The organism is Lentzea roselyniae (assembly GCF_039537795.1).
Classification (GTDB): domain Bacteria; phylum Actinomycetota; class Actinomycetes; order Mycobacteriales; family Pseudonocardiaceae; genus Lentzea; species Lentzea atacamensis.
In genome coordinates this window covers 13,681-26,125 of the sequence record NZ_BAABBE010000043.1, presented here as the reverse complement: position 1 = coordinate 26,125, position 12,445 = coordinate 13,681, and the positions used below count along the sequence as shown (strand labels likewise).

Sequence of the window (12,445 nt, the reverse complement as noted above, 5' to 3'; positions counted from 1 at the left end):
ACGAAGTCAAAAGACTCATTGCAAAGGAGCCCGCGCGTCCTACCAGGAACGAAGCGTCGCGATCCGTTCCTCGAGCTGCTCGATGCTGGCCATCGCCGTGGGCGGCCCACCGCAGTACTCGCGCAGCTGGTTGTGAATCTTGCCGTGCGGCTTCTTGGTGCGGTGGTGGTGCATCGCGACGAGGGTGTTGAGCTCCTTGCGCAGTGAGGCGAGGCGTTCCTGCACGCTGGCGGGCCTCGCCTCACGCACCACCGCCTCGACCTTGGGACGCTTGGCGGCGGAAGCGAGCTGCTCCTCCTGACGCTGCAGCAGCAGCGTGCGCACCTGGTCGGGCTCCAGGAGTCCCGGCAGACCCAGGTAGTCCTGCTCCTCCTCGGAGCCCGCGAGGGTCGGCGTGCCGAACGAGGCACCGTCGAAGATCACCTGGTCGAGCTCGGCCGTGGTGCCGAGCGCGGTGAAGGCGCGTTCGTCCTCGCCCGGCTCGTCCTTGGTCTGGTTCGCGGCGGCCAGCAGCTCGTCGTCCCAGCCGTCCTTCTCGCGGTGCGGCTTGCCCAGGACGTGGTCGCGCTCGGCCTCCAGCTCGGACGCGAGCTGCAACAGCACCGGCACCGACGGCAGGAACACAGAGGCGGTCTCGCCGGGCTTGCGGGCACGCACGAAGCGGCCGATGGCCTGGGCGAAGAACAGCGGGGTCGACGACGACGTCGCGTACACGCCGACCGCGAGGCGCGGCACGTCGACGCCCTCGGACACCATCCGGACGGCGATCATCCAGCGTTCGTTCGTCGCGGCGAACTCGGCGATCTTGCCCGACGCCTTCGGATCGTCCGAGAGGACGACGGTGGCGGTCTGCCCTGTCACGCGGTACAGAACCTGCGCGTAGGCCTTGGCGGTCTCCTGGTCGGTCGCGATCACCAGGCCACCGGCGTCCGGCAGGCCGTTCTCACGCTTCTGGGTGAGTCGCTGGTCGGCGGCGCGCAGGACGGACGCCATCCAGTCGCCGGCCGGGTCGAGCGCCGTGCGCCACGCCCGTGCGGTCTGCTCCTGCGTCAGCGGCTCGCCGAGCCGTGCGGTGAACTCCTCGCCCGCGCTGGTCCGCCATGACGCCTCGCCCGAGTACGCCAGGAACAGCACGGGCCGGACGACGCCGTCGCGCAACGCGTCGGAGTACCCGTACGTGTGATCGGCCTTGGACGTCTTGAAGCCGCCGGCGCCCTCCTCGTAGGTGACGAACGGGATCGGCGAGTCGTCAGAGCGGAACGGTGTACCGGTGAGGCACAGCCGGCGGACCGCGGGCGTGAACGCCTCGCGGATCGCCTCACCCCACGACTTGGCGTCACCACCGTGGTGGACCTCGTCGAGCAGCACGAGGGTCTTGCGGTTCTCCGTGCGCACCCGGTGCAACGTCGGATGGGCGGCCACCTGCGCGTACGTCACGGCCACGCCGTGGTAGTCGCGGGAGGTCATCGCGTTGGTGTTGCGGAAGTTCGAGTCGATGTGGATGCCCTGCTCGGCAGCGGCCTTCGCCCACTGGTGCTTGAGGTGCTCGGTGGGCGTGACGATCGTGACGGCCTCGATCGTCCGGTCGGCCAGCAGCTCGGCGGCGACGCGCAGTCCGAAGGTCGTCTTACCCGCGCCAGGTGTAGCGACGGCGAGGAAGTCCTGCGGCTTGGCGGCGAGGTACTTGGTCAGCGCGCGGCGCTGCCATGCCCGCAGCGGTCGCATTGCTGCTGTCGCTGTCACAGACGTGTTTCTCCTCATTTGTGCAGGTCAGACATGGCAGTGCCCTCAGGCAGACCGTTGCCGAGGGCACCGTGACTCTACCTGTTCACGGCGTCGATGCCGCGAAACGTGGCGGCATGCACCATGCTTGTCTCTGCGATGGGTTCGCCTACCGACAACGACGCACGCAGGTCCGGCCGCAAGGGGCCGCTGCGTCTACTCGCGCGCACGCTGTCGAAGGCGTGGCAGGGCAACATCTTCTCAGAAGCCGCCGAGGCGGCGTTCTGGCAGACGCTGTCGTTCCCGCCACTGCTGCTCGGTGTGCTGGGCGCGATGGGCTATCTCGGCGACTGGTTCGGCAACGAGGTGGTCTCCGCCGTCCAGGACAAGATCATCGGGTTCACCCGCACGATCTTCAGCGCGGACGTCGTCAACGACGTGATCCAGCCCACGGTCGCGGAGATCCTCAGCACCGGCAAGGGCGAGATCGTCTCCATCGGCTTCCTGATCTCACTGTGGGCGGGCTCGTCGGCCATGTCGTCGTTCGTCGACGCGATCACGGTCGCGCACGGCCAGTACGGCGTCCGCAACGAGCTGTGGCAGCGCATCTTCGCCCTGCTGCTCTACCTGGTGTCCCTGGTGGCGCTGGTGGTCGGCCTGCCGGTACTGGCGCTGGGCCCGGACATCCTGCCGCAGTTCTTCCCCCAGTCCTGGCGGCCCTACATCGAGACGTGGGTGGGCCGCTTCTACTACCCCGGCGTCGCCCTGCTGCTCGTGCTGTCGCTGTCGATGCTCTACAAGCTCGCTCTGCCGCGAAAGCTCCCGTGGCACCGCGTCCTGCCGGGCGCGGTCCTCGCCATGGCCGTGTTCATCCTGTCGTCCATCGGCCTGCGCCTGTACATCCAGTGGATCACCACGACCGGCTACACCTACGGCGCCCTCGCGACCCCGATCGCGTTCCTGCTCTTCGTGTTCTTCATCGGCCTGGCGATCACCATCGGCGCGTACTTCAACAGCGCCATCCAGGACATGTGGCCCGCGCGCATGACCCGGCGCCAGCGCCGCCGCTGGCGCCGCCTGGAGATGGAGCGCGCCGCCTCCCGCATCCGCGAGGAGAACGCGAAGCCCAAGCAGGAGTCCAACAACGACAGCTACTCGGCGCCTTCCCCGGCTGACACGCAGCTGACCGCCCCACTGCAGATCCAGGAGCAGCGCTCGCACTCCGAGGAAGAAAAACAGCGGGGATAGCAGAACAGCCGTGTTCGGTGCCTCGACGACTCGAGGCACCGAACACGGCTGTCAGCAGGTTCTGCGGGCTACTCGCCGCCGGCGGGCAGGTTGTCGTAGATCTTCTTGCACTCCGGGCACACCGGCGAACCGGGCTTCGGCGACCGCGTCACCGGGAAGACCTCGCCGCACAAGGCGACCACATGCGTTCCCATCACGGCGCTTTCGGCGATCTTCGCCTTGCGCACGTAATGGAACATCTTCGGGGTGTCGTCCCCGGTGTGGTCGGTGCCTTCCGGCCGTACGTCGACCTCGGGGAGAGTCTGGGTGCTCACGCGCCCAGGGTACCTGGGATGATGTCCCCTCGTGACCACGCTGCAGATCGCCGAAGAAGTAGCCGCCGCACTGGCCGAGAACCGGCCCGTCGTCGCTCTTGAGAGCACCCTCCTGTCCCACGGCCTGCCCGCGCCGCGCAACCTGGCCGTCGCCGCGCGCCTGGAGAAGGTCGTCCGGGAGGTCGGCGCGGTCCCCGCCACGATCGCCGTGCTCGACGGCGTGCCCCGCATCGGCCTCACCTCCGCCGAGCTGGACCGCGTGTGTTCCGATGACATGCTCAAACTGTCGTTGCGCGACCTCGGCGCCGCCTACGCCCTGGGCCGCAGCGGCGCTACGACCGTCGCCTCCACCACCGCTCTGGCTCACCAGGCCGGCATCCGCGTCTTCGCGACCGGCGGCCTCGGCGGCGTGCACCGGGGCGCGCGCGAGACGTGGGACGTGTCCGCCGACCTCGACGTGGTCGCCACCACGCCGGTGCTGATCGTCTGCTCCGGCGTGAAGTCGATCCTGGACATGGGAGCGACCCTCGAGGTCCTGGAGACCCGCTCGGTGCCGGTCGTCGGCTACCAGACCTCGCGCTTCCCCGCCTTCTACCGCCGCGAGTCGGAGTTCTCCGTGCCGTGGAGCGTCGACAACGCCTCCCAGGCTGCCGCTGTGTTCGCCGCGGGCGAGCGCGGCATGCTCCTGGTGAACCCGATCCCGGCCGCCTTCGAGATGGACTCCGCCCTGCACGACCGCCTGCTGGCCGAGGGCCTGCAGAAGCTCGTCGACCAGGACGTGCGCGGCAAGGACGTCAGCCCCGTCCTCCTGGAGCACTTCCACACCGCGAGCGCCGGCGTGAGCCTCGACGCCAACGAGGAGCTCGTCGTCAACAACGCGTCCGTGGCCGCGGCCGTCGCGGTGGAGCTCTTCCAGTGAGGCCAGTCGTGGTGGTGGGCGATGCCGGCTTGGACGTCGTCGCCCGCCACGCCGGCCCCATCGCCCACGGCGGCGATGTCCGCGCCAAGGTGACCATCGAGCCGGGCGGCGCCGGCGCCAACACCGCCGTCTGGCTCGCCGCGTGCGGCGCCTCTCCGATCCTCGTGGCCCGCGTGGGTCGCGACTCGGCCGGCCGCCAGATCCACGCCGAACTCACCTCCGCGGGCGTCCAATGCGCCTTCGCGGTCGATCAGGACCTCGCGACCTGCTGCGTGGTCGTCCTCGTCGACGAGGACGGCCAGCGCTCGATGCTCCCCGACCGGGGCGCCAACGCCCGCTTCTCCCCCGCCGACCTCGACCCGGGCCTGCTCGCCGCCCCCAACGGCCACCTGCACCTGTCCGGCTACGTGCTGCTAGACGCCAGCTCACGCCCCGCAGGCCTGGCAGCGCTGGAAACCGCGCGCAACGCCGGTTGGACCACGTCGGTCGACCCCCAAGCCGCAGTGCTGATCCACTCGGCCGAGGCGTTCCTGGAAGACGTCCGCGGAGTCGACATCCTCATGCCGAACGCCGACGAACTGATGGCGTTGACCGGATCCACCGACCCCACCACCGCCAAGAACCTGCTGACCCACGTCGGCGCCGTCGTGGTGACCACGGGCCCGGACGGCGCGTCGTGGATCGACGCCGACGAGATCATCTCGGTCCCCGCTGAAACCACCGAGTGCGTCGATTCGACCGGCGCCGGTGACGCCTTCGACGCCGGCTTCCTGGCGGCCTGGCTGGGCGGCTCCTCAAAACGCGAGGCCCTCCTCGGCGGCGTCCGCGCGGGCTCTCGCGCGGTCAGCGTCGTAGGTGCCCAGCCACCCCGCTGAACCGCGGCCGTGCGGTTCCGGTCCACGCCCCGCCCGGCACCGCACCCACCACCGAAGCCGCCCCGCCACCACGGCAGCCAAGGGGTTCGAGCCCCCTCCGGGATGCAAAAAACGTTTGCGGACGACGTCAAAAGACTCGTTGCAAAGGTGGCACGCGTGCTGGCCTTAGCAATGACTCTTTTGACGTCGTCCGCAAAAGAGTCATTGCTAAGGGACGGGCGGCCGACGACCACTGATATATCGCGGGTTCGGCGGCGAACCGGCTGTACTAGCCGTCGATGATCGTGGTGCTCTTGGGCGCGATGGCGCGGCGCTCAGCCTCGTACCGGTTGGCCTTCTCGGCCTTGCGCGGCGGGCGGTCGTTGGCGATCAGCACGGCCATCCACGGCAGCGGCACGGACAGCACGATGAAGAACAGGGCGAGCCACCAGGTCTGCGCGAACAGTGCCGCGAGGATGAGGCACGGGAAGCGCAGGCTCATCATGATCGCGTACTTGCGACGCCGGGCAGCGTGCTGTTCCTCGTAGGACGGGGCCGCCTCGGTGATCAACACCGGGGTGTCGTTCCGGTCGGGACTGCTCACGACACCACCCTCTTAATCCTTCTGGCTACGCCTGCCATCGTCCCACGTCCGAGTGACGGCCGGATACCTGGTCGGCGGTTAACATCCGCGAGTGGTCGCCCTTGATCGCCTCGTGGACGTGCTCGGCAGTCTGGGCACGCATCTGGCGTGCGCGCCGAGGGGCCGAGACGTCGAACTCCGTGGGGTTGCCCTGCATGATCCGGCGGAAAACACGCCGGCCGCCGCGGGTGACGTTCTGCTCGGGCTGGGCACGCCGTCGGTGGCCGCGGCGGCACGGCTCGTGTCCTCGACCGCGGCGTCGGCGGTCGTGTTGCACGGCAAGCCGCCGCTCGACGAGCGTGTTGTCGCCGCCGCCAAGAAGTCCGGCGCGGCCGTGCTGCTCGTGGATCCGTCTGTGCCGTGGAGCCAGCTCGCGAACGTCACGCAGACGCTGGTCAACGGTGGCACGCGCACAGGTGACCTGTTCGGGCTGGCGGACGTCATCGCGGGTGTGGTCGGCGGGCCGGTGACGATCGAGGACCAGCAGTCCCGCGTCCTCGCGTACTCCTACCGTCAGGAGGACGTCGACCCGGTCCGCGTCCAGACGATCCTCGGCCGTCGCGTTCCGGAGGAGGCCCGGCGCGCGCTCGACGAGTTCGGCGTGTTCTCGCACCTCGCTTCGTCCGACGAACCGATCTTCGTGCCCAAGCTGACACCGCAGCTGGGTAACCGGCTCGTCGCCGCTGTGCGCGCCGGCCGTGAGCTGCTCGGCTCGGTCTGGGTCGAGGTGACAGGTCCGGTTGATGCCGCGCGGTCGGCTGCGTTGGTCGACGGCGCGCGCACGGCGGCGTTGCACCTGCTGCGGTCGCGGGCGTCGACGGACCTGGAACGTCAGGCCGAGGCCGACCTGGTGATCCGGCTGCTCGAACACCCGGAGTCCGCCGACGTCGCGCGGCTCGGGTTGCCCTCGGCCGATCTGCGGGTGATCGCGGTGCAGGCCCACGCGGGCGAGGGCGAGCACGGGGCGGCGGTGCTCGCGTTCCAGCGGGCCACCGCGGGGTTCGGCTGGTCGCGGCCTGGGCGCAGCGCGTTGTTCGGAAATGTTCTGTACACGGTCATCCCCGCCGCCGATGACGCCGTCGACTGGGTGCGGTCGCTGGTCCGCGAACTGCCTGCCGAGGCCACGGTGCTGGCGGGGATCGGCGGGCCGGCCGAGGCCACGCAGCTGCCCACGTCGCGGCAGGAAGCCGATGAGTGCCTCGCGCTTTCCACCGGTGCGCCGGTTGTGTACGACGACGCCTGGGCTCAGGTTCTGCTGCACCGGCTCGCCGCCGTCGCCGAGGCGGGACGGCTCCCGACGCGCGGCCCGATATCCAATATATTGCGGTACGACGCTGAATACGGGACGCAGTACGCGGCGACGTTGAAGGCGTGGCTGGCGGCGCAGGGCGATGTGCGGGCGGCGGCGCGGGAGCTCAAGGTGCACCCGAACACGTTGCGGTACCGGATGCAGAAGATGGCCGAAGTGACGCCGCTCCCCCTCGACGATCCCGATCAACGACTCGCGATGGCCATCGCGCTCTCCATCACGCGCACGTGAAAACATGTGCTCTCGTGCACCCCGATCTCTCCGTTGACCTGTGCGCCCGCCTGCGCGAGGCCTTCCAGAACGCCGGCTACACCGCGGACGGCGTCGTCGACGCCCTCGGCCCCCAGGCTCACGCCGCGCTCGGCAGGGGCGAGCCGGAACCCGCCCGCCGCGCCAGCAGGGACGCCGGGACGCTCGGCACGCTGATCCGCCTGTTCCTGCTGGGCGACCAGGAGCCGGAGCAGGAGGTCCGCAGGGCGCTCGGCGGGGTCGACATCGACGACGCCGTCACCAACGAGATCCTCACGAAAGACCTCAGGGCCGGGCTCGACGTGCGCCCGTACGAGGACAACTGGTGGGTCATCGCCGACCTCGACTCCGACCTGCGCGGCGGAGCGGTCCCCGAGGACCACGTCCTCGGCGTCGGCCACGCCTCCATCAGCCTCGCCCGCGCCACCAAGCGCACCCCGGTCGGCACGCTCCTCGACCTCGGCACCGGATGCGGCGTCCAGGCACTGCACGCCAGCACGCACGCCGAACGCATCACCGCCACCGACCTGTCCGAGCGCGCGCTGAGGCTCGCGCAGGGCACGTTCCGCATCAACGGCCTCGACGTCGAGACGCTGCAGGGCGAGTGGTTCGGCCCGGTCCGCAACCGCCGGTTCGACCAGGTCGTGTGCAATCCGCCCTTCGTCGTCGGCCCTCCGCGCGTCGACTACGTCTACCGCGACTCCGGACTCGGCGGCGACGACGCGTCGGCGCTGGTCATCCGCCAGCTGCCCGCCTTCCTCAACGAGGGCGGCGTCGGCCAGCTGCTCGCGTCTTGGCTGCACCGCAAGGGCGAGGACTGGGCCGAGCGCGTCTCCGGCTGGCTGCCGCGCGGTGGCATCGACGCGTGGTTCGTGCAGCGCGACATCGCCGAGCCCGCCCTGTACGTCGGCACGTGGCTCAAGGACGCGGGCGTCGACCCGCGCAGCCCCGAAGGCCGGCAGAAGGCCGCAGCGTGGCTCGACTGGTTCGAGGAGAACCAGGTCGAGGGCGTCGGCTTCGGGTACGTGACGCTGCGGCGCACCGACGAGATGCACTCCCAGGTCGTGTGTGAGGACCTGCGCCACGCCTACGACGACCCGCTGGGTCCGGAGGCGGCGCGGTGGCTCGACAACGTCGCGTGGCTGCGTGCGAACCCCGACCTGCTCGGTCAGCGTTTCCGGGTCGCCGACACCGTGCTGCTCGAAGAGGTGTCCGAGCCGAGCGAGGACGGCTGGCGCAAGGTCGTCGCCCGGCTGCACCGAACCGACGGGCCTGGCTGGCAGCACGAGGTCGACGAGGCGACCGCCAAGCTCGTGGCCGGCTGCACGGGTGCGCTGCCGCTGGAAGACCTGCTCTCGCTGCTCGAGTTCGCTTACGGAGAAATCGATGCAGAAGCGGCCTTGCCGATCGTTCGTGATCTCATCCGGCACGGAATGTTGATTCCCGCGTGAAAGCGGTTGTGGCGCGCGTCACAGAAGCGAGCGTCGAAGTCGAAGGCAAGATCGTCGGCGCGATCGACGAACCCGGATTGCTGGTGCTGCTCGGCGTCCATCACGAGGACACGGCCGAGCACGCCCGCAAAATGGCGCAGAAGCTGCACGGTCTGCGCATCCTCGATGATGAGCAGTCATGCGAGTCGACCGGCGCTCCGTTGCTGGTCGTCAGCCAGTTCACGCTCTACGGGGACACGCGGAAGGGCCGCCGTCCGTCCTGGACGGCGGCCGCGCGGCCCGAGCACGCGGAACCCTTGGTGAACGCCGTCGTACAGGAACTCCGCCAAAAGGGCGCGCGGGTCGAAACAGGACGATTCAGGGCCGAGATGAAGGTGCGGAGCGTGAACGACGGCCCGTTCACCGTGCTCGTCGACGTCTGAGTAAAGGGTTCTCAGCCAATCCTCAGATTAGTCGCGCAACCGCTGTGACAGCGGTGACGTCTTCAGGTCAGGAAGTCGGGAACGAATTCGGAATCGTCTTCGTTACCCAGGTATCAGCCAGCTAGCGATGGGATCCCGAGCGGGCCCGCCGCAACCGGCAACCAGGGCGCAGCGCCGCGCCGCCTTGACCGCCACGCGCGACTGTCCTGACCGGCAGCAGCGTCGCCCGCAGCAGGGGGAGGGAGATCCATGACCGTCACGAGGATCTCCGACCGTGAAGTCGGAGAGAACACGCCCGTCGTCGACCACGACCTCGACGCCCAGGGTCCAGCAGCCGACCTGGTTCGAGTCTACCTGAACGGAATCGGCAAGACCGCGCTCCTCACGGCAGAGGAGGAGGTGGAGCTCGCCAAGCGCATCGAGGCCGGTGTGTTCGCGCAGCACGTCATGGAGACGGCCAAGCGCCTCACGCCCACCCGCCGCGAAGAGCTGGGAGAGCTCGTCCGCGACGGCCGCCGGGCCAAGGACCACCTGCTCAAGGCCAACCTGCGCCTAGTCGTGTCGCTCGCCAAGCGCTACACGGGCCGCGGCATGCCGCTGCTGGACCTGATCCAGGAGGGCAACCTGGGCCTGATCCGCGCGGTCGAGAAGTTCGACTACACCAAGGGCTTCAAGTTCTCGACCTACGCGACGTGGTGGATCCGCCAGGCCATCACCCGCGGTATGGCCGACCAGGGCCGCACCATTCGCCTCCCCGTCCACCTCGTCGAGCAGGTGAACAAGCTCGCGCGGATCAAGCGCGACCTGCACCAGACGCTCGGCCGCGAGGCGACGCACGAGGAGCTCGCGAAGGAGTCGGGCCTGTCCGTCGACAAGGTCGCCGACCTGCTCGACCACGCTCGTGACCCGGTATCGCTGGACATGCCGGTCGGCACGGAGGAGGACGCTCCCCTCGGTGACTTCATCGAGGACTCGGACGCGACCGACGCCGAGAGCGCCGTCATCTCCGGCCTGCTGCAGGACGACCTGCGCCGCGTGCTGGCGACCCTCGAACCGCGCGAGCAGGCCGTGATCCGGCTGCGCTACGGCCTCGAGGACGGTCAGCCCCGCACGCTGGACCAGATCGGCAAGCGGTTCGGGTTGTCGCGGGAGCGGGTGCGGCAGATCGAGCGCGAGGTCATGTCGAAGCTGCGCCAGGGTGAGCGCGCCGCGAAGCTGCGCGCGTACGCCTCGTAGTCACGGTCGGATCTCACCCGTCCGGCAGTATTGACTTGTGACTCAACTCACGGCACGGTCGGGCGTTACCAAGCCAAGCGACGCCCGTCGAAAGTCGGAAGTCGCACACGAAGGAAGGTCGGGGCAGCCGGGGGCTGCCCCGGCCTTCCGTCTTTCGGCAGCCCTGCTCGCAGAACGCGCTCGCCGGAGCGCCGGAAGGTGTGTCTTCCGGGGGACGACCCCCAGACCCCGAGGCTCCGTGCTTTTGACCACGGTGGTCGGGGATCACATCAGCACGTCCCTTTGATGGCGGTACGGTTTTCTGATCCGAACTGCACACCGTTGGAGCTGTGTACCCCGTGCCCACCACTTTCGAGTACACCGACGTCCTGCCGCTCGCGAAGGACACCGAGACCGAGTACCGCCTCGTCACCTCCGACGGGGTGAAGCTCGTCGAGGCCGGTGACCGCAAGTTCCTCGAGATCGCCCCCGAGACGCTGACGCTCCTCGCGAAGGAAGCGATCCGCGACATCCAGCACCTGCTGCGCCCGTCGCACCTCGCCCAGCTGCGCAAGATCATCGACGACCCCGAGGCGTCGGGCAACGACCGCTTCGTCGCGATGGACCTGCTGCGCAACGCGGCCATCTCGTCGGGCGGTGTGCTGCCGATGTGCCAGGACACCGGCACGGCGATCATCATGGGCAAGCGCTCCGAGACCGTCCTGACCGGCGGCGACGACGAGCAGGCGCTGGCCCGCGGCGTCTTCGAGGCCTACCAGGAACTCAACCTGCGCTACTCGCAGATGGCTCCGCTGACGTTCTGGGACGAGAAGAACACCGGCACGAACCTGCCCGCGCAGATCGAGGTCTTCCACAAGCCCGGCCAGGAGCCCGTGTACGAGTTCCTGTTCATGGCCAAGGGCGGCGGCAGCGCGAACAAGACGTTCCTCTACCAGGAGACCAAGGCGGTTCTGAACCCGAAGCGCCTCGCGTCGTTCCTCGACGAGAAGCTGCGTTCGCTCGGAACCGCCGCGTGCCCGCCGTACCACCTCGCAGTCGTCGTCGGTGGCCTCTCCGCCGAGCAGAACCTCAAGGTCGCGAAGCTCGCCTCGGCCCGCTACCTCGACAACCTGCCGACCGAGGGCTCGCCGTCGGGCCACGCGTTCCGCGACCGGGACCTCGAGCAGCAGGTCCTGGAGCTGACCCGCAACTTCGGCATCGGCGCCCAGTTCGGCGGCAAGTACTTCTGCCACGACGTGCGCGTCATCCGACTGCCCCGCCACGGCGCGTCCCTCCCGGTCGGCGTCGCGGTCTCGTGCTCGGCGGACCGCCAGGCCAAGGCCCGCATCACGCCGGAGGGCGTGTTCCTCGAGCAGCTGGAGCGCGACCCGGCCCAGTTCCTTCCCGAGGTGGAGGGCGAGGACCTGTCCGACGAGGTCGTCCGCATCGACCTGACCCGGCCGATGTCGGAGATCCGCGAGGTCCTCACGAAGCTCCCGGTGAAGACTCGCGTCTCACTTACCGGCCCGCTGGTCGTGGCACGCGACATCGCGCACGCCAAGATCAAGGAACGCCTCGACGCCGGCGAGGAGATGCCGCAGTACCTCAAGGACCACCCGGTCTACTACGCCGGCCCGGCCAAGACGCCCGAGGGCTACGCGTCCGGTTCGTTCGGCCCGACCACGGCCGGCCGCATGGACTCCTACGTCGAGCAGTTCCAGGCCGCCGGCGGCTCACTGGTGATGCTCGCGAAGGGCAACCGGTCCAAGCAGGTCACCAGCGCGTGCAACACGCACGGCGGCTTCTACCTGGGCTCGATCGGCGGCCCGGCGGCGCGCCTTGCCCAGGACTGCATCCGCAAGGTCGAGGTCCTCGAGTACCCCGAGCTCGGCATGGAAGCGGTGTGGAAGATCGAGGTCGAGGACTTCCCGGCCTTCGTCGTCGTCGACGACAAGGGCAACGACTTCTTCGCCGAGACGTCCGCGCCAACCCTGCAGATCAGCTTCCGCCGCTAGCTGGAGAGACTTCCCGGCCGGCCCGCGCGGCCGGCCGGGAAACTCTGACGACGGTCCCGCACGCGCGCCGCTACGGTCGGCCGC

General features: G+C 69.3%; 11 protein-coding genes. 8 read left to right on the top strand and 3 right to left on the bottom strand.

Going from position 1 to position 12,445, the window contains the following annotated elements; translation table 11 throughout:
* Positions 1–39: 39 nt before the first annotated feature.
* Positions 40–1,725 (bottom strand): DEAD/DEAH box helicase, encoded by a 1,686-nt coding sequence (locus tag ABFX45_RS41610; RefSeq protein ID WP_233440117.1) that lies wholly within the window; start codon positions 1,723–1,725, stop codon positions 40–42.
* Between the two features lie 141 nt (positions 1,726–1,866).
* On the opposite strand from ABFX45_RS41610, the gene ABFX45_RS41605 reads away from it, so the two are divergent.
* Complete coding sequence (locus tag ABFX45_RS41605; protein WP_428834288.1) at positions 1,867–2,970, top strand: YihY/virulence factor BrkB family protein; 1,104 nt, start codon at positions 1,867–1,869, stop codon at positions 2,968–2,970.
* 68 nt (positions 2,971–3,038) lie between these two features.
* Here the strand turns inward: ABFX45_RS41605 and ABFX45_RS41600 are convergent, their stop codons facing one another.
* The gene (locus tag ABFX45_RS41600; protein ID WP_109640421.1) at positions 3,039–3,284 is read right to left on the bottom strand and encodes a DUF3039 domain-containing protein; all 246 of its coding nucleotides are present in this window, start codon (positions 3,282–3,284) and stop codon (positions 3,039–3,041) included.
* A gap of 31 nt (positions 3,285–3,315) precedes the next feature.
* Between ABFX45_RS41600 and ABFX45_RS41595 the strand changes: the two genes are divergently transcribed.
* On the top strand, positions 3,316–4,203 hold the full coding sequence (locus tag ABFX45_RS41595) for a pseudouridine-5'-phosphate glycosidase (RefSeq protein WP_346136448.1): 888 nt from the start codon (positions 3,316–3,318) through the stop codon (positions 4,201–4,203).
* A complete protein-coding gene (locus ABFX45_RS41590; protein ID WP_109640423.1) occupies positions 4,200–5,078 on the top strand; it encodes a carbohydrate kinase family protein in 879 nt (292 codons plus the stop codon). Before ABFX45_RS41595 ends, ABFX45_RS41590 begins: the two co-directional genes overlap by 4 nt.
* Positions 5,079–5,346: 268 nt before the next feature.
* Here ABFX45_RS41590 and ABFX45_RS41585 read toward each other — a convergent pair whose 3' ends face one another.
* A complete protein-coding gene (locus ABFX45_RS41585; RefSeq protein ID WP_346136446.1) occupies positions 5,347–5,661 on the bottom strand; it encodes a DUF3099 domain-containing protein in 315 nt (104 codons plus the stop codon).
* 91 nt (positions 5,662–5,752) lie between these two features.
* Here ABFX45_RS41585 and ABFX45_RS41580 point away from each other — a divergent pair, with 91 nt between their 5' ends.
* From ABFX45_RS41580 to ABFX45_RS41560, 5 genes are all read left to right on the top strand, one after another.
* Entirely contained in the window at positions 5,753–7,240 is a 1,488-nt protein-coding gene (locus ABFX45_RS41580) for a PucR family transcriptional regulator (RefSeq protein ID WP_346136444.1), read from the top strand.
* A 14-nt stretch (positions 7,241–7,254) separates the two neighbouring features.
* Positions 7,255–8,709, top strand: coding sequence for a DUF7782 domain-containing protein (locus ABFX45_RS41575; protein ID WP_233440096.1), 1,455 nt, complete (start codon positions 7,255–7,257; stop codon positions 8,707–8,709).
* Entirely contained in the window at positions 8,706–9,131 is a 426-nt protein-coding gene (gene dtd, locus ABFX45_RS41570) for a D-aminoacyl-tRNA deacylase (RefSeq protein WP_346136442.1), read from the top strand. The genes ABFX45_RS41575 and dtd overlap by 4 nt, the downstream gene beginning before the upstream one ends.
* 249 nt (positions 9,132–9,380) lie before the next feature.
* Positions 9,381–10,367 (top strand): sigma-70 family RNA polymerase sigma factor, encoded by a 987-nt coding sequence (locus ABFX45_RS41565; RefSeq protein ID WP_109640428.1) that lies wholly within the window; start codon positions 9,381–9,383, stop codon positions 10,365–10,367.
* A 329-nt stretch (positions 10,368–10,696) separates the two neighbouring features.
* Positions 10,697–12,361, top strand: a complete 1,665-nt coding sequence (locus tag ABFX45_RS41560; protein ID WP_407657003.1) for a fumarate hydratase — start codon at positions 10,697–10,699, stop codon at positions 12,359–12,361.
* Positions 12,362–12,445 lie beyond the last annotated feature (84 nt).